Here is a 17300-nt window from a genome sequence, read left to right as displayed (position 1 = left end):
TAGGAAATTCATATGAACAAGAACCAAAAATTTTTGATAGGCTCAATAGGCGCATTGTTGACTGGTATTGCTATCGGTCTTTTGGTTGCTCCTAAAAATGGAAAGGAAACGCGCAAGCTGATTAAGCACAAAGCGAATGACCTGGGTGGAAGCGCCAAAGACAAATACGAAAAAAGCCTCGAAGAATTATCTGTTTTGGCTGATAAACTGAAAGATGGCTTTTTGAAAAATGTAAGTACAGTCAAAGAAAAAGCAGGCTCAGTCGCAGACAATGTGAACGAGAGAGTACGCAGCACAGTTAACAATAATGCATAAACTCCAATATCCAAGACATTGAAAGGGTTGTTTCTTCACAGAAGCGACCCTTTTTGATTTCAATACTACCTTGGAATTTTGTCTATAATCTCTTTAACGACCTGGTTGACTTGTGCCTCGAAATTACTGCTCTTTTCAGGAATGATGCCGGTGCTTCCTCCTTGCCACACCATTTTGTTGTTCACTGCATCCACGAGGTCGATCATCAATGTGCCTTCGCGGTATTTGCCGACCACTACTTCTTCGCTTTTCCATGAGTAACGCCGCTGGCCCATGTATCTTGGTAAGCCGTCGGTCCTGAAATCAGTTTGCCTGGTTTGAAGCTGTTCTTTCACCGATAGTGCGATGTTAATTTTCAAATTAGCATCCCTGGCTTCGTCCAAGCCTCTGGCTAGCAAATTTTTAGCAATAGCTTCTTTGATGATGGTGGTATTTTTCTCAAAATTCTGAGGGATTGTGTCGCCACTTGCTTCCAAATCATAAAATCCAAAAGTAGCGTAATCCGAAAGCTTGAAATTATCCTCCTGCTTCGGTTTAAGAATTTTGTAGGAAGAGTTGCAGCCAGCCATCAATAGGACTGTCACGACAAAAAGTAAAGGCAGGCGGTTTTTCATATTCTGTGACAAACTAAATGTGAATTATCCGATAACGCTGCCCAGTTCTTTCGCGGCAGCCATGCTAACACCTTTATAGAACATAAATTCGCTCATGATCTTCGTCTGCTCCTCCTCTGATTTTGCATGAACTGCTTCTTGCAGGCAGCGTTTCATTTTTTCTTCAACAAACGCTTTTTTTAGTCTGAGAATGTAGCTGAATGATGTCTTGTCGAGTACGTCTGTTTCAGTAGGAACAATGATCTCATGTTTATCTTTCCATAACTCGCTTAGCTCGTATTTTACTGTAAGCCAATCAATTGTCATGTTTCTTATTTCAGATTCATGATGATTTTTGAAATAATCCGTCGGCAGGACATAGCCTCTGCTGAAATTTTCCCGAAACAATGTCAGCAAATGATGTAAAATGGTGTCATTGAAATCTATACCCTCAATCTGGCCGAGTACATACTGACATACCGTTATAGTTGGCTCCAATTCCCTGGTTCCATAAGTCACGAGCAACCTGATAAAAGCCTCTTCCTGATAGTATAGCTTGCTCCGCTGGGGTGTTTCCGGTTCTTCGGATTCAGGGGCGAACAAATCGGGCGGCATGTCGTGGCTATCCTGACGGAAGCCGCTGAGCATTGCGTCCAGGTCATTGGAGGCCTCTGATGCCGCTGTTTGCCGGGTACCTCGTTCCTGAGGTTTCTGAGTATGTAATTTCCGGAGTAGCTTGTTGCCTTCGGTGATAAGCATTTGCTCATCCACCTTCATCATTTCTGATGTGCGGTGAAAGAAAACCTGCCTCTTTATCGCATCAGGTATCTTGACAATGCTTTGTACAACTTCGCCTATCACCGCCGCGAGCCTGAATGGATCATTGCCCGCGTCCTGTAAAAGAATCTCAGTTTTAAAAGTGATAAAGTCCTTTGACGCCTTTTTTAAATGGGCCTTGAAGGCCTCAGCACCTACCTTGCGAACGTAACTATCCGGATCATCTCCATCAGGGAAAAGAACGACGTTTACATTCAAGCCTTCCTCCAACACCAGGTCGAGTCCCCGCAATGCAGCTTTTATCCCCGCAATGTCGCCGTCATAAAGAATTGTGATATTGGGTGTAAATCGTCCGATCAGTCGTATCTGCTCAACGGTGAGCGAAGTTCCCGAGGACGCTACTACGTTTTCGATGCCAGCCTGATGCAGGGAAATAACGTCGGTATAACCTTCTACCAGATAGCAATGCTCCTGCTGGCGTATCGCATTTTTGGCTTGAAATATTCCATAAAGTACTTCACTTTTATGGTAAACATCGGTTTCCGGCGAATTGAGATACTTTGGCTGGTTCGCTTTTTGGTTCTGCCCCCCGCCTTTCTCGGATTTCAGAATGCGTGCCCCGAAAGCGATTACTTTTCCTGCAACATTATGGATCGGAAAAATGACACGACCTCTGAAACGGTCGTAACCAGCCGTCTGACTACCTTCTTTATGAATAAGCAGCCCGGCTTTTTCAAGTATTTGTGATGAGTAACCTTTTTCTAATGCTTCCTTGGAAAAAGAGTCCCAGGTATCCAGACTATAACCAAGTTCGAACTTCTTCCTGATTTCGTTTGTAAAACCTCGTTCACGAAAATAACTTAATCCAATTGCTTGCCCTTCCTCGCTTTCGTGCAGCTGTTGCTGATAAAAGTTTTTAGCAAAGTTTAGGATGATATAAAGGCTTTCCCGCTCATTTTGGCGTACAGCCTCCTCGTCGGTAAGCTCCTCTTCTTCTATTTCAATGTTATATTTATTGGCCAGGTAGCGCAATGCTTCTCCGTAACCAATGCCGTCGACGTCCATTACAAACTTGATCGAGTCTCCTGCGGCACCACATCCGAAGCATTTGTAAATCTGCCTGGAAGGGTTGACGTTAAACGACGGCGTTTTCTCGTTATGAAAAGGACAGCAGGCTGAATAATTAGCGCCCTTTTTTTTAAGAGACACAAAATCCCCCACAACCTCCACAATGTCGGCTGTTTGTTTGATCCGTTCAACGGTTTCGGGATTAATGCGCATTTCTCTTAATTAAATTGATCAATTGATACGGTCACGCAGTTTAACAGGCCCTTTTGCGTTTTTATCCAATCGCATATTCAGTAATTCCACGAGAAACGAGAATGCCATGGCAAAATAGGCGTATCCCTTCGGAATTTCGTAGTGGAACGCTTCTGCTACCAACAAGGTACCGATCATTAACAAAAATGATAGCGCTAAAATTTTAATGGAAGGGTGATTATTTACAAAATCACCGATTTTGGCGGCAAATGCGATCATGATAAATGTAGACGCTACTACCGCCGCGATCATAATCGGAACTTCTTTCACTAACCCCACGGCAGTCAGAACAGAGTCAAAAGAGAAAATGATGTTCAAAAGAGCGATTTGGACCAGTGCATTCCCAAAGGTCAATGCACCTTTTTTTGGCGTATTATCGGAAGGTAACTCCTCTGTTTCGCCTTCCAGTTTGTGGTGAATTTCTTTGGTAGTACTATATAAAAGAAAAAGTCCGCCGCCTAACAGTATTAAATCGCGTCCGCTGAAGCCGTGGCCAAAAAGTGTCAAAAGATCCTCTTTCAGGCCAATAACCCACGAAATGGCAAATAATAATGCGACCCGCAGCAACAATGCAATGAGCAATCCCTGGTTTTGCGCTTTTTTTCGTTGGTCAGCAGGGAGCTTTCCTGAAACAATAGTGATAAAAATTACGTTATCAATGCCCAGTACTACTTCCAAAAGTGTAAGGGTCAATAAACTGATCAGAGCGTCAGTCGTAAGCAAGGCCTCCATGAAGAAATGTTAAGATGAGTATTGGTTGTACGAAAGTAATCAGGTATACTAGTTTGAACAATAATTAAGCAATATTTCCGTAATTTTGATGTGTCAGTATTTTTTTAGGATAGCACTTTTATAGAATTGTCCATTATTTTCTGATTAGAATTTAGAAATTCACAATCGAAAGTTTTTTTCTGATTACTTTAGTTTGTTATTTTGCGGTATTGAAACGAGATTTGGAATTTACCATATAGATTTTAAGATATTCAAAATATAGTGTGTGTATAGTGTGAAACAGGGCATGGAAATTTTTCTATGCCTTTGTTTTTTTAGCACGTTTCCCGTCACAAATTTCATTCCTAACCCCTCAGACATTCACTGTAAATCGCTGTTATTTCGCTCACAGCATCAGGTAGTACTGAATTTCTTGCATGTAAATACAGGTTTATTCTCGCCAATGCCAGTTCTTCGGGCCAATCGATCTCCGAAATATCATTGAAAACCTTACAAAATGAAGGACGCGATACCGCTGCGGATGCCAGTATCGGCACGTTGTATTCGAGTGCTTCGTAGATGGAAAGAGAAACGCCGTCTGTGGTGGTATTCCGGATAAAGGCATCGGATAACTTGAGAACATTCCTGAAATCGTGGGGTTCGGAGATAAAGTACACGTGATCAGGTATTTCGCCATTCAAATCTTTGATGTAGCCGCGATAGCTACCGGAGGGGTCGGAGACAATTAGAGCAAGTCCTGGTACCCTGCCGATGTGCCGGATTATCCCGGAGATGCCATAAGTTTCATTTCCATATTTGTCAAAAGCCAGGTTCCACGCATTGGTACATAATATGGTTTGATGTTTTTTTATGAACCCGTTGATTCTCAGGCGCATTTGCGGACACAAGATACTGGTGCTGCAACCCGGCACATAAGTAGAAATAAGCCGGGCGTTTCGATTCCATTGCCCGGCACTTTCAAAACTCTCTTCGTTTTGCACAATGGGTATAAAGGAAAGCCATGCAGAGAGGTTAACTGCCCAATTGCCGGTACAATTGTATCTTCCCCAATTGCCATGATATGTGATCAGTAATCTTTTGAAAAGTAATTTACAACATAGAGCCAGGAGCAATTGATAAAATGGATTAGAGATATGTAGATGTATTGTTTTGTGCCTCAATAGTTTGAGGAGTACCGTGAGAGCGTTATCCCTACCCGGATCGCATAGTGCAAAATTTTCAAAGCCTCGTTTTCGCAATTGATAAATAAGCCTGCTGACGTGAATGGTAACTCCGCCGATGGGTAGTGGTATCTTTCCAATAATGAGGACCTTACCCATCTTGACGAACAGAATTTGAATGGATGTTTAAACTTTTAGCATAGAAGTACAGAGATAGCAGCAGGATGGGAGCAATGCAGTTAATGGTGACACTTTTGCCTGGAATGATCACGAACACGCTGCCGACTGTGTGATTGAATAGCAGATAAAAAATGAAGCTGGTCACTAGCAATGCGTATTTTCTGCCTTTTTTGTAAACTGAAAACAGGGAAACTCCCAGTCCGGCAAACGTCATGTACATATATAGTACTCCGATCATTCCTTGTTCTGCTAAGAGCGTATAAAATAGTGAATGTGCTTCACGGTATCCAGGTCCCAGGATTTCGAAACTTCCAATACCATGTCCTAAAAGAGGGCTTTTAAGAAATAACTGATAAGCTATGGCGTGGATTTCGGCCCGGCCGCTGGTTTCCTGCAGCTTTGCCAGGGCAGAAGAAGCTGACATTATATTGCCAAAACGTAACTGCCAGAAATAGGCGAGATCCTCATTTTCAAGAAAATGGAAAAGGTCAGGAGCGAACAGCGCGATGAGTGTTGCAGTCGAAATGACCCACCTAAGTCTGGTGAGATTGCTAACTAAAACCATTGAAATGAGAAGGTAGGGTACTATAATAAGCACCGCCCCACGTGAAAATGAAAAAATAACCACACCTGCGAAAATTCCGAAGAGAAGCAATAGCGGCAGTACAGCCAAACGGTTTCGATCCGAATACAACAGGGCAAATGGCCAGAGTAATATAAAATAGGCCATAGTTACATTGGTATCCGAAATGTTCCTGGTAGCTAACAGGTTATCGGAACCTTTGTAGCCCGACCCTGCAACGACTAGTCCGAATGTGCCGAGTCCGAGGGTTATGTAGAGCAGGCAGAGGTAAAGCTCGATGGCTGGCCTGAAATCCAGGGCTTCCATAGTAATTTTCAAATAGAGAAAATACATCGGTAAGGTGAGTAAGAACAGCACGAAACCACCCAAAATAATCCTGTCGAGATTTGGCGATATAGTGAGGAAAAACGCATGGAAAGTTATCCAGGAGACTAGAAACAGCTTTTGAGAGACACTCAACGATATATTTTTTGTAAAAAAATAGTTGATAAAGTATAAGTCCAGAATCATAAAAGGCAGCAGACGCCAGATGGAGTTAGCTCCCGCCGGAAAATTATATTTTTGAAAAAGATGTATGAACTGTGTGAAAATGGGGAGGCTTAATACATGAAATAATTTGTGCTCCGAGTAAACGAACAGGGAAATGGCACAATAGGTATAAAATGCAAATACAATTACACTTTGGAAAGCGCTTTCACCAACAATGAGCGTGTCGGAAAACAGGCTTACGACTAGTAGGACAAGCAAGAGCGAAATGATCATTTTTACACCGATTTCCAGAATTAACCTAGCCATGCCTGAACATTTTGTATTACAGAGTCAACTGATTTTGGCTCGGAGTAATGAATGAATGGTCTTGCAAGCGATTTGTAGTCAGTATGACAGTTCCCGTTCAGGGTTTTATCCAGGGAAGCAAAAAGTTGTGACTTGTTGTAAACCATTTGATCCATTTTCAGACGGTTCAGGGGAACCTGGTGGGAATAATCGTAAAGTCGTTTTACAGATTGAGAATAGGGGAGAAGCCTCGGGCCATCGTATGCTATGCTGATCACGGGTTTGTCACAGGCAGCAGCATCGAGGCGTATTGTGGATGCCACCTGGACGCACACGTCAGAGATCTTTATCATGGAGGACAAGGTTTCCAGAAAATCGATACGAGGGATCCAACGAGAAAATATGTCAGGCGTGGAGCAACGTAAATTTTCGGGTTGCCAAACGATAATCGATTTTTCAAAATGGAATGGCCGGTAGTGTTCAAACCGATCGGCAGGATGACACCTTACGATCACTTTTACATTTGCCCTACGACGTGTGTATTCTATCAAATCATTGACTATCAGTATTTGATTTGGGAAATGCTTGCTTGCGCTGGTGGCAAACAGTATCACTTTATCCAACGGCTCAATTTTAAATTTCAGCCTGAAATCGCTTGTCGACCTTTGACATTGATTCCGAAAGTAGATGTCAAACCTTGGTATGCCTGTAATGCATACTTTTGATTTTTGAGGCCTGAAAATAGAATAAAATCGCTCGTACTCGTCGGCCATGAATTGATTCCAGACCAGAATGTAGTCGTGATCGGCATTGATAACTCCTTTGGATGTGAGATTGTCCCAGCTAATGATCATTGCCATTGAACCAATTCCCCGGGTTTTAAGGAAATTGACAACTTTGTTCTCCCTGATGTCAAGAGGAGATGTTGAAATAACGCCTCCAAAATGATAGTGATCAAGTTTTCTAAGTTGATCGGAGTGTCTGGTGAAGTAAAGGATGATCTTTCTGAGATAGACTAAAATGATTCTGGTCAGTCCCGAAACGCCCAACAGGAGAACGATTGGCCGCATTAAATTTTTACGGAAATTTTGTCGGGCAGTGCTTTTGATCTTTTGAGTTTCAATTTGAAAGAAATTGAAGAATAACCATTTCTCAAATTGCCGCAGAAAGCGTAAAAAGGTACTTTCGGCTTGAATTCCGAGGTTTAACAGATGAATACGAATACTGAAGTGCCTGTTGATCTGCTCAGCTTCGTGCTGACTGATAAGACTTGAACAAAGGAATATTTCATACTTTTCCGCCAGGGATTTGATTAGCCCGCTGTGTACCATATTGATAGCGGCGAAGCTATTAGTGACCAATATCAAAATTCGCTTTTTAGATCCATTCACCATTTGCAAGTAGTTTTTCGGCAGCATTCCAATCTGCTTGTGTGTCAATGTTAATGTATGGAGAGTTAGTATTTTCGAACGCGGCAACCTTCCCGCCGAGAAGCAGCCCTTGCTGGACCAATGATGTTTTGGCCACGTAAATGCAGCCATCTCTATGATAAATGGCGGGCAAATCCTGTCGTCTTGAAATGATATCCTTTTGTGGTACTACCAGTGATAGTTGTGCTTGCCTGTCCTGGTTAAAGGCCCAGTATGGATGATACTGATCCGGTATTCTTCGGACTGTGATCAAACTGTCTGAATCCGTTTCAATGGTATGCTCTATGCACTGATCGATCAGGTTTTTGCTGCGAAATGGCGACGTCGGTTGTAGGAGGCAGATGTAGTCGAAGTAGATACCTTGTTTCAAATAATGATCGAGGGCATGATTTACTACATCGAAAGTAGAGGCACAGTCATTCGCAAGATGCTCTGGCCGGAGAAATGGAATCTCTATTTCCGGAAATAAGCCTGTAAAATTCAATGTATCAAGATCGTCACTCGACACCATAACCGTGTCCAGCAAGCATGAAGCAAGCGAGGAAGCAATCGTATACCATATCAGCGGTCTGCCGCCCAGCAGTTTGAGATTCTTGTGAGGAATCCCTTTTGAGCCGCCGCGGGCGGGAATAATGCCAAGAACTTTCGGAGTTTCTACCATTAATAACTTAGTTGCTTATGAAAAGTCAGTGGGACAGTGGCGAGCAGCGCGGCAATCTTTCGTCCGGCATTTCCGTCTCCATACATATGATTTTGGGCATAATTCCCTTTGGCAAGTTGTTGATGCACCGCATTTAAAATACTGTCCTTTTCGGGAGTAGCATCCATTACATTGCTCCCTCTTTCCCTCCCTAGCTGCCGAGAACCGATATTGACCACGGGAGTTCCGAGGCAGCCTCCTTCCCTTATTCCGGCACTGGAGTTACCGATGAGGCAGGCGGTGTTTTTTAATAATTTGAGAAAATGAATGGGTTCTGTGTTCTTGAAGAAATGAATGGGCAGATTTTCGTGATGCTCTCGAAAAGTACGGATCCCACCCGCGATTTCGCTGGTACCTGGGTCTGCATTGGGCCAAAACCATAGAGTGGGAATGTTCAGGGCATGAATAGCGTCGAACGTTTGCTTGATCTGCTGCCTTGCATTTTCGGGCTCAGTAGTGACGGGATGTTGCATGACCATCAGATAGGGTTTGGACAGATCGAATGTGCGGCCCACGCCGCCGTACAAATGAAAAGGATCGAAATCTATCCTGGGATCGACGAATACTTCAAAAACCTGGTCAATGGACGGGCAGCCGGTATGGTATACTGTTTCTGGCTGCTGGCCCATTTTAATAATTCGCGCGGTAGCCATTCGGGTGGCCGCAAAATGAATGTCTGCCAGTTGGGTGACGGCATGGCGTACTTTGTCATCGATGTTGCCGGTCATTTCACCACCCTGTATATGTGCGAGAGGGATATTCATGAAGGCTGCGGCAATCGCTGTTGACATCGTTTCAAACCTGTCTGCAATGGTCACGACTATGTCCGGTCTGATATTTTCAAAAACGGAGGCAAGCTCAATAGTGCCTAATCCGGTGGTTTTGGCAGCGGCAGTTGCATTTTCTGAATCCAGGGCATTGCTTACCTTAGCAGTGATTGCAAAGGCGTCTTTCCTGATCGATTGCGAAAGCGAGCCGTATTTTTCCAACAAAGCGCTTGCGGCAATGACTAGCTGTAATTCCAGGCACGGATGCTGGGCAATGGCTTGCAAAAGTGTTCGCACGCGGCTATAACTCGCTCTGGCCGTTACGACGACGCATATTTTTCGTATCATATCAAATCATCTTCATTTAGAAATTCCCATTTTTCCATGTTACGCGCTAGTTTTTTACCAATAATGCCTAAATAACATTTGACTGGAATGCCATATCCGGCTGGCTTCTTGCTTTCCAGATCGTCAAATGAAACCGCTTGTCCTTTTTGTAGTGACTTGTTCAATGAAAGTGAACGGCCGAAATTTGTTTTTGAAGTTTCAAAGGCAGAGTCATCATTTTTGTCGACCGGATTTTTCAATGCAGCTTCTATCTGGCGAACGCCTTTCACCATTGTGATGGCATTATCCACCGTAAGCGATGAGGACGCGTCGGGGCCGAACATTTTTTGATCAAAAACAATGTGAAATTCAAGTAACCGGGCACCCATACTAGCAGCGGCCAGGCAAGCATAGATGTTTCCCGAATGATCGGAGAAACCTATTGGAATGTGATAACGATCTCTCAGATCTGCAATCATATTAAGTCCCCATTGGTGAGGACTGGTTGGATATGCAGTTGTGCATTGCAGCAATGCGAGATTGCAGTTTTTATCTTTCAAATACGCAATTGAGTCATCAAGTTCAGCGATTTGACTCATACCAGATGAAATGATAATGTCCTTATTTTTCTTCGATATTTTATTGATAATAAGCAGGTTAATCGCCTCTGCTGACCCGATCTTTACTTTGTCCGCACCAATTTCCTGCAAAAGGTCGACGGCCTCATTGGAAAATGGGCTTACTATGAAATCCAGCTTTTTTTCCTTGCAATGTTTTTTCAGTGACACCCATTCCAGTTTTGTAAATTCCATTCGGCGCCAATAATCCATTCTTGAATGATCGTAGAAATAAGTGTCGTTTCGGAAAGGTTCGTAGATACTGCTTTCCGCATCGGCAATGTGCATTTGGAACTTCGCTGCATCCACACCGGCAAGTGCAAGCGCATCAATGTAGGCATGGGCCATTCCAATGCTTCCGTCGTGTGCCTGTCCAATTTCACCTATGATATAAATGTTATCCTGCATAAGTCGGTTGTGTCAAGTCAAAAATTTAAATCCTGGTATCTTGCTTAAAACCTTCGAGAGAGGCTTACTTTGGTCATAGTAACCATATCCGTAACCTGGCAACGCTTTGACGTCGTTGATCACGAGGTGTAAACCGGGCAATTGTTTGTTGTCGGACATTTCCTGAATGTATCCGAGCTGATGTTTATGTGTAAACCGCTGCCTGACGATAAACAGGGACAAGTCTGCATAACCACTCAGCAGGCGTGCGTCGGTAACCAGGCTAATGGGGGGCGTGTCCATGATAATGATGTCATAATTTTCTTTAAGCCAGATCATCATTTCCTGCACTTTGGGAAATGAAAGCATTTCAGCCGGATTTGGTGGAGAAGGACCGGAAGTAAGGACAGCGAATGGCTTCTCTGTCTCCGACGTCTGAATATAGTGACTCAGTGGTTCGTCGGATATTATCCAATTGGTGAATCCACCGTTACTCAATTTCATGTTGGCGGCCAATCGCGGTTTTCGCAAATCAAGTTCAAGGAGTATTACCTTTTTACCTGTCAATGCAAACGAATGGGACAAATGCGTGGCAGTAAACGACTTTCCTTCGCCCCCTACAGCGGATGTTAACAGGATGGTGCGGCTCTTTTCAGCTAGTGATAAAAACTGGATGTTGGTCCGTAACACTCTGAACTGCTCGGCGATGATGTTGTCGTGCAAAAGGCTTTTTACTGACTCGTGACCAATTTCCGCTAATACCGGAATATTACAATGCAGCAACACCTCAGACTTGCCCGTAATCCGTCCATTCAGAACGTCTTTGAGGTGCAATGTGGCTAATGGAACACCGAGTCCAATGAACCCGGAAATCAGTAATACGAGTTGCCGATTAGGTGTTACGGGGGATGCATCCGATTTTGGAGCGTCGATAATGCGGGCATTGGGGATGGTCGAGGACTTTGAAATGGAGGTTTCTACCCGCTTTTTGAGCAGGAACAGATATAATTCCTGCTTGATTTGATGTTGTCGTGAATAGTCCAGAAATATTCGCTGGCGGTACGGAATTTGATCTATTTGGGATGAATAGGTTGCGTTATACCGGTTTAACGAGTTAATGTTGACCTCTAATTCTCTTTTTTGAGAAGCGATAATGGTCATAAGATCAGCTCTCAGACTGCTCAACTCAACTTGCAATGTTTTGACAAGAGGGTGCTTCTCCGTAGCTGCAACCAGGGTTTTTTCTTTCAAAAGTTGAATTTCATTGTATTTCTGAGCTAGGGATGTGAATTGAGGGTCATTTAAATACAGAGAGGATGGGACAATGTGGTCTGGATTTTCATTTAGATATTTCAAAAGAGAGGCGACAATTTCCAACCTCGTCACCTGATTTTGTTCCTCGCGATTGTATTGACCGGCGTCCTGAAGTAACAACCGAACATTTTCTTCAACGTCAGTGAGCCGGTTGACCTGCCTGTAATTTTCGATTTGCTTCTCAATATCGGTTAGCTCTTGGGATACCGTTATCAGGGTTTCATCAATGAATGAAAGGGTACTGTCTGCAATGCGATTTTTATCGGCTATGCTAGCTTTCAGGTAGTTATCAATTAATTGCTTAACAATTACTTCTCCCTTTGCAGGAATCGTTTCATTCAATGTCAGATCAACTACACTGACCATTTTGTTTGTGGCCGCGATGGTTAGTGCTGCACTGTATTTTTTTACCGGGGCATCTTTCGCGGATATAGCAATGTAATATTTGTCCTCGTGAGCAGGCTGATAGCTAGTCTTTGTCAGAACTGCGGGGCCGTGCGGAAGTAGAATGGTATCTCCAAAATTCGCTGAAATGCTCTTTGAATTTACTCTGAGCTGATACCGGTTGTTTCCTATTTGAGTGAGATAATATATGAATGATTTTTCACCACTGTATTCAGGTTTCAGGAGCGTTAAACGGAATGGCGACTTATCGTAGATTTCAGTTGTTTTGACCTGACCCACAGCATAGTACTGAACATTCAGCTGTAAGTCGCTGACTACTTTCTCGATTAGCGTCCGGCTTTTTAGCACCTGAACTTCATTATCGACGCTGCTTTCCACGGTAGACAGCCCAAGACTTTCAAGTAACGCAGCATCCCCGAAATCAGCACCCCGAGAATCGTCCCGGATCAGTAGCGAGGCTGTAACCTTATATTCGGGAGAAGCGTAACGCAGGAAAATGAGTGCGCCGCCAATGCAAAGCGCGAGTGACATTGCAAACCAATACCAGTTCCGTAAGGCCTCGTGAACCAGAGTTAGGTTCAGCGAAACATGGTTGGTTCCGTTCCTTGTTATGCTACTCAGCTGTTTTTCGCGCATTCCATATTAGTAAGAGATAATATGGTTTAGACGGGCATTAGCAATTTAGGTAACGATGATATCGGAAAATTTTTCAAAAAATATTTAAATAAAAAATCCTTGCTCTTTTTGAGATAAGAACAAGGATTTCTAAATAGGTTTTCCGACGATTATCCGAAGTGTACTTTCACTTTTTTGAGAGCGGAAGCGACCACCTGGTGCATGTCGTAATATCTATATTCAGCCAGCCTGCCACCAAAAATCACATTTTCCTCCTGCGAGGCCAAACTTTTGTATTGGTTAAAAACGGCTGTGTTTTTGTCGTCGTTTACAGGATAGTAGGGTTCGGCGCCTTTTACCCATTCCTGCGGATATTCGTGCGTGATCACAGTTTTAGGCTGTGTCCCGAATTCGAAATGTTTGTGCTCAATGATGCGGGTATAGGGAGTTTCACCGTCAGTATAATTCACCACAGCATTTCCCTGATAATTTTCCTGATCAAGCAACTGATTATCGAAGCGAAGGCTGCGGTATTCCAATTGGCCAAATTGAAAATCGAAATACTCATCTATTGGGCCGGTATAAACGACTGTCTCTGCCAAATTGGTCAGTTCTTCACGTTCCTTGAAAAAGTCAACATCCAGGCGGATTTCGACATCTTTCAACAATCCTTCGGTCAGTTTGTTATAGCCGCCAATAGGTATTCCCTGATACTTATCGTTGAAGTAGTTATTGTCAAAAGTGAAACGAACAGGTAGACGCTTGATAATGAATGCAGGTAATTCGGTGGCTTTCCGTCCCCATTGCTTCTCGGTGTAAGCTTTAATGAGCTTATGGTATATATCGGTTCCAACCAACGAAATGGCCTGTTCTTCTAAATTCAGAGGGTCCGTTATGCCAGCTTCTTCCACTTGTTCGCGGATCTTGGCTTTCGCTTCTTCCGGGGTCCGCACCTTCCACAGCTGGTAAAAGGTGTTCATATTGAATGGAAGATTGTAAAGTTCACCATTGTAATTGGCCACCGGAGAATTGGTGTACCGGTTGAACTCAACAAATGAATTGACATAGTCCCAAACGTCCTTGTCGTTGGTGTGAAAGATGTGCGCTCCGTATTTGTGGACGTTGATACCTTCTACATTTTCACAATATACATTGCCGCCAGTGTGTTTCCTGCGATCAATAACGAGGCATTTTTTTCCTCTTTTAGTTGCTTCATGCGCAAAAACCGATCCCCACAAACCTGCACCTACTATCAGATAATCATATTGTTTCATTAATTCGCTGTTTCCTGTTTATAATGATCATGGCCCATCAGGGAGCTGCAAAGTTATATATAAAAGAGAAAGGCCCCCATTGGGAGCCTTTCTCTTTTAATTTATTTTAAACTTTTCTTATGGAAGAAGTTTAAGTTCTACACGACGGTTCTTCTGAAGACCTTCACGTTTCGCGCTGTCTGCGATTGGTTTGAATGATCCGAAGTAGTCTACGATTACTTTGCTCGGGTCAGTCAATCCAGCTTCGTTGATCAGGTAATTTTTAACTGCGTCAACGCGGCGGCGTGAAAGTGCGATGTTGTAACGGTCAGTTGCACGACGGTCAGTGTGACCTGCAAGTTGCAGACGGCATCCGTTTAGGTTCATCAACTTCGCAACATTTTTAAGCATTTCCTGAGCCTCAGGCCTAATTGTGTTTTTGTCGGTGTCGAACATTACGTTGGCAAAGATCTCGCTGCAAGCTGCGCCATTTTTAAGTGCGTTTTTCACGTAAGAATCGAAGTCAAGAACGCGACCGCTACCGTCAACAATGCTTCCTGCTGGTGAATTAGGCTCTTTATCGAAGAAGTCAGAAACACCATCACCGTCAGTATCAAGCAACAATCTTGGATCTATATCTTTTGGACGGTTTGCTTTGGCAACTGAATCCATTTCTTCAAGTGTAAGGATTTTCGGTGGTTTGATCAACACTTTAGGATCTGTGTAACGCAGGTGATAGTATCCGCCTTCGTCAGGTTTGTAATCCCATTTGCCGTCAACTTTCGCAACTTTAAGTGGTTTCTTACCCAATTTGTAAGTCACCTGAATGGAGCCGTATCCGTAGCTATCCAATTCAGAATTTCCTTTATGAGATGTTTTGTACTGATCTTTGATTTCCATGTTGTTAGGCGTTCTGTCATAGTCGCCTCCGTAAGTAGCATCAAGGAAGTCAGAGTTAGTATGGTTCAAACGGAAGTCAAGACCGATATCGATTCTTGGCGTTACTTCATAGTTTACGTTCAGTCCCGTTGGAACGATCCAGTCACTCATTTTGCCTGTTTCGCGAAGTTTAACACCACCTGTCAGATCATAAGCAGTCGAGTTGTAAAACACCTGCCCTATACCAACATACGCATCAACTTTCCAGCGTTTCATTTTATTAGGCCCCATCAAAAGTCCTTTCAGATTGACGGTACCAGCCACCGATAAGTCGAAATAATTACCTTCAAAGTAGCGGTTATAGTTACGACGTTTCATACCTCTTAGGTTACCCAACGAAGCATCAAGACGCGCTCCGAACAGATATGAAAGTTGTTTGTTTAAAGTCAAACCTCCTTGAATAGTCCCGGATTCTTTGTGGCTGTCGGAAGTAGTTTTCGTAACTGGCCAAAAATCATACTCTCTCAAATCTCCAAAGAACATGGATGGTCCGATGTGTGCGGAAATTGACCAAGTGTTCAATTTGTAAGGGCCATCGTAGGTTGCTTTGGGATTGTAGTCCGGAGAATTCGGTTGCTCTAGCGGTTGTGCCAATGAAGGCAGCGCCATCATTGCCCCCAAGGCAAACGAACAAATCAACTGGGATACTTTTTTCATACTATTCAAGTTAGCGTTATTAAGATTAACTAGGATTGATCTATAGTCAATTATGAGTAAAATTATATATTTAATTCATGGCTAAACGAACATTAACCAATAGCCTAGTGCGCACAAAAATAGGTTAACAATATCATTTAATCAACCGATGTCGATATAAATGGAAAACTTTCCTATTATTTAATTCAAAATTTACCCGAAAGAAACGCCCTTTTTTGAACTTTCAAAGTCGTTGAATTAATTTTTTTTCCATTTCTTGCTTCCAGGAGAGAAAAGTACCATCTATAATTTTCTCTCTGGCGGTGTTAACCAGCCACAAATAAAAGGTCAGATTATGGATGCTTGCAATTTGTGCTCCAAGCATCTCTCCCGATTTTACCAAATGCCTCAAATAGGCCTTACTATAAAATGTACTAACGTACCCTCCCAGTCCGGCGTCAATCGGTGACATATCGTCCTTCCACTTTTCATTGCGGATATTGATTATGCCTTCAGTAGTAAAAATCATGCCATTGCGTGCATTACGTGTAGGCATTACGCAGTCAAACATGTCTACACCCAGCGCAATGCATTCCAGAATGTTCGCAGGCGTACCTACGCCCATCAGGTATCGTGGCTTGCTTTTTGGTAATATGTCACAAACCACCTCGGTAAGTTCGTACATGATCTCCGCAGGCTCACCGACAGACAATCCGCCGATCGCATTTCCTTCGCGGTCGCAGGAGGCGATAAATTCGGCCGACTGCTTCCTAAGATCTTTATACACACTTCCTTGAACGATAGGAAAAAGCGTCTGGCTGTGTCCGTAAAGCGGGGTGGTATTGTCAAATCTTTCGCAGCATCGGAGCAGCCAGCGGTGAGTCATTTCCATTGATTTCCTGGCGTAGGTGAAGTCGCAGGGATATGGTGTACATTCATCGAAAGCCATAATGATATCGGCCCCGATCGTGCGCTGAATGTCCATTACGTTTTCTGGGGTAAATGTGTGTACCCCGCCGTCAATGTGTGACTTAAATACCACACCTTCCTCGTTGATTTTCCTCCCCGTGCCCGCCAGCGAGTACACCTGATAACCGCCGCTATCGGTCAAAATTGGCCTGTCCCAGCCATTAAAAGCATGCAGGCCACCGGCTTTCTCAATAATATCAAGCCCTGGCCTCAGGTAAAGATGATATGTATTTCCTAGTATGATCTGCGCTTTTACATCTTCTTTCAGCTCGCGCTGATGCACTGCTTTTACCGTTCCTGCGGTACCGACAGGCATAAAGATGGGTGTTTGAATTACCCCGTGATCGGTCTCAATATAACCGGCCCTCGCTTTTGTGTGGGGATCCTCAACTTGTAATGTAAACTTCATTAAAAGGTTTTAAATTGCTGATGTGCAAAAATAGGGTTAAGGTCTCGAACATTGCTGACAATGACAGTATATTTGCATTGAATATGGAAAAATTTTAC

Annotated in this window: 14 protein-coding genes; 1 reads left to right on the top strand and 13 read right to left on the bottom strand. The window is 43.4% G+C overall.

Features of this window, described 5'->3' with window-relative positions:
* The first annotated feature begins 12 nt into the window (after positions 1-12).
* Positions 13-315, top strand: coding sequence for a YtxH domain-containing protein (locus ON006_RS22585; protein ID WP_244822297.1), 303 nt, complete (start codon positions 13-15; stop codon positions 313-315).
* A 65-nt stretch (positions 316-380) separates the two neighbouring features.
* On the opposite strand, the gene ON006_RS22580 is transcribed toward ON006_RS22585, so the two are convergent.
* The 13 genes from ON006_RS22580 to tgt all read right to left on the bottom strand — a co-directional run bounded on the left by ON006_RS22580 (position 381) and on the right by tgt (position 17202).
* A complete protein-coding gene (locus tag ON006_RS22580; RefSeq protein ID WP_244822296.1) occupies positions 381-929 on the bottom strand; it encodes a DUF4136 domain-containing protein in 549 nt (182 codons plus the stop codon).
* Between the two features lie 24 nt (positions 930-953).
* Positions 954-2966 (bottom strand): DNA primase, encoded by a 2013-nt coding sequence (gene dnaG, locus ON006_RS22575; RefSeq protein ID WP_244822295.1) that lies wholly within the window; start codon positions 2964-2966, stop codon positions 954-956.
* 18 nt (positions 2967-2984) lie between these two features.
* Positions 2985-3737, bottom strand: a complete 753-nt coding sequence (locus ON006_RS22570) for a TerC family protein (RefSeq protein ID WP_244822294.1) — start codon at positions 3735-3737, stop codon at positions 2985-2987.
* A 344-nt stretch (positions 3738-4081) separates the two neighbouring features.
* Positions 4082-5056 carry a glycosyltransferase family protein gene (locus ON006_RS22565; protein WP_244822293.1) on the bottom strand — a complete coding sequence of 325 codons (975 nt, stop codon included), beginning with the start codon at positions 5054-5056 and terminating at the stop codon, positions 4082-4084.
* Positions 5049-6455 carry an O-antigen ligase family protein gene (locus ON006_RS22560; RefSeq protein WP_244822292.1) on the bottom strand — a complete coding sequence of 469 codons (1407 nt, stop codon included), beginning with the start codon at positions 6453-6455 and terminating at the stop codon, positions 5049-5051. Before ON006_RS22560 ends, ON006_RS22565 begins: the two co-directional genes overlap by 8 nt.
* Positions 6443-7504, bottom strand: a complete 1062-nt coding sequence (locus ON006_RS22555; RefSeq protein WP_244822291.1) for a CDP-glycerol glycerophosphotransferase family protein — start codon at positions 7502-7504, stop codon at positions 6443-6445. Before ON006_RS22555 ends, ON006_RS22560 begins: the two co-directional genes overlap by 13 nt.
* 307 nt (positions 7505-7811) lie before the next feature.
* The gene (locus tag ON006_RS22550; RefSeq protein ID WP_244822290.1) at positions 7812-8525 is read right to left on the bottom strand and encodes an acylneuraminate cytidylyltransferase family protein; all 714 of its coding nucleotides are present in this window, start codon (positions 8523-8525) and stop codon (positions 7812-7814) included.
* Positions 8525-9679, bottom strand: coding sequence for a UDP-N-acetylglucosamine 2-epimerase (gene neuC, locus ON006_RS22545; RefSeq protein WP_244822289.1), 1155 nt, complete (start codon positions 9677-9679; stop codon positions 8525-8527). Before neuC ends, ON006_RS22550 begins: the two co-directional genes overlap by 1 nt.
* Positions 9676-10683, bottom strand: a complete 1008-nt coding sequence (locus ON006_RS22540) for an N-acetylneuraminate synthase family protein (RefSeq protein ID WP_244822288.1) — start codon at positions 10681-10683, stop codon at positions 9676-9678. The genes neuC and ON006_RS22540 overlap by 4 nt, the downstream gene beginning before the upstream one ends.
* 12 nt (positions 10684-10695) lie before the next feature.
* The gene (locus tag ON006_RS22535; RefSeq protein ID WP_244822287.1) at positions 10696-13017 is read right to left on the bottom strand and encodes a GumC family protein; all 2322 of its coding nucleotides are present in this window, start codon (positions 13015-13017) and stop codon (positions 10696-10698) included.
* A gap of 149 nt (positions 13018-13166) precedes the next feature.
* Entirely contained in the window at positions 13167-14270 is a 1104-nt protein-coding gene (gene glf, locus ON006_RS22530) for a UDP-galactopyranose mutase (protein WP_244822286.1), read from the bottom strand.
* A 117-nt stretch (positions 14271-14387) separates the two neighbouring features.
* Positions 14388-15845: an OmpA family protein gene (locus ON006_RS22525; RefSeq protein ID WP_244822285.1), complete on the bottom strand. Its 1458-nt coding sequence runs from the start codon at positions 15843-15845 to the stop codon at positions 14388-14390.
* A gap of 223 nt (positions 15846-16068) precedes the next feature.
* Complete coding sequence (tgt, locus tag ON006_RS22520; RefSeq protein WP_244822284.1) at positions 16069-17202, bottom strand: tRNA guanosine(34) transglycosylase Tgt; 1134 nt, start codon at positions 17200-17202, stop codon at positions 16069-16071.
* Positions 17203-17300 lie beyond the last annotated feature (98 nt).

Origin of the sequence: Dyadobacter pollutisoli (genome assembly GCF_026625565.1) — a bacterium.
Taxonomy (GTDB): domain Bacteria; phylum Bacteroidota; class Bacteroidia; order Cytophagales; family Spirosomataceae; genus Dyadobacter; species Dyadobacter pollutisoli.
Note: the sequence above shows the minus strand (reverse complement) of the source record. Positions and strands in the feature narration are given on the sequence as shown.

Coding starts and splice junctions, on each gene's coding strand:
- ON006_RS22585 (WP_244822297.1), top strand. CDS start 13: ATGAACAAGAACCAAAAATTTTTGATAGGCTCAATAGGCGCATTGTTG.
- ON006_RS22580 (WP_244822296.1), bottom strand. CDS start 929: ATGAAAAACCGCCTGCCTTTACTTTTTGTCGTGACAGTCCTATTGATG.
- dnaG (WP_244822295.1), bottom strand. CDS start 2,966: ATGCGCATTAATCCCGAAACCGTTGAACGGATCAAACAAACAGCCGAC.
- ON006_RS22570 (WP_244822294.1), bottom strand. CDS start 3,737: ATGGAGGCCTTGCTTACGACTGACGCTCTGATCAGTTTATTGACCCTT.
- ON006_RS22565 (WP_244822293.1), bottom strand. CDS start 5,056: ATGGGTAAGGTCCTCATTATTGGAAAGATACCACTACCCATCGGCGGA.
- ON006_RS22560 (WP_244822292.1), bottom strand. CDS start 6,455: ATGGCTAGGTTAATTCTGGAAATCGGTGTAAAAATGATCATTTCGCTC.
- ON006_RS22555 (WP_244822291.1), bottom strand. CDS start 7,504: ATGCGGCCAATCGTTCTCCTGTTGGGCGTTTCGGGACTGACCAGAATC.
- ON006_RS22550 (WP_244822290.1), bottom strand. CDS start 8,525: ATGGTAGAAACTCCGAAAGTTCTTGGCATTATTCCCGCCCGCGGCGGC.
- neuC (WP_244822289.1), bottom strand. CDS start 9,679: ATGATACGAAAAATATGCGTCGTCGTAACGGCCAGAGCGAGTTATAGC.
- ON006_RS22540 (WP_244822288.1), bottom strand. CDS start 10,683: ATGCAGGATAACATTTATATCATAGGTGAAATTGGACAGGCACACGAC.
- ON006_RS22535 (WP_244822287.1), bottom strand. CDS start 13,017: ATGCGCGAAAAACAGCTGAGTAGCATAACAAGGAACGGAACCAACCAT.
- glf (WP_244822286.1), bottom strand. CDS start 14,270: ATGAAACAATATGATTATCTGATAGTAGGTGCAGGTTTGTGGGGATCG.
- ON006_RS22525 (WP_244822285.1), bottom strand. CDS start 15,845: ATGAAAAAAGTATCCCAGTTGATTTGTTCGTTTGCCTTGGGGGCAATG.
- tgt (WP_244822284.1), bottom strand. CDS start 17,202: ATGAAGTTTACATTACAAGTTGAGGATCCCCACACAAAAGCGAGGGCC.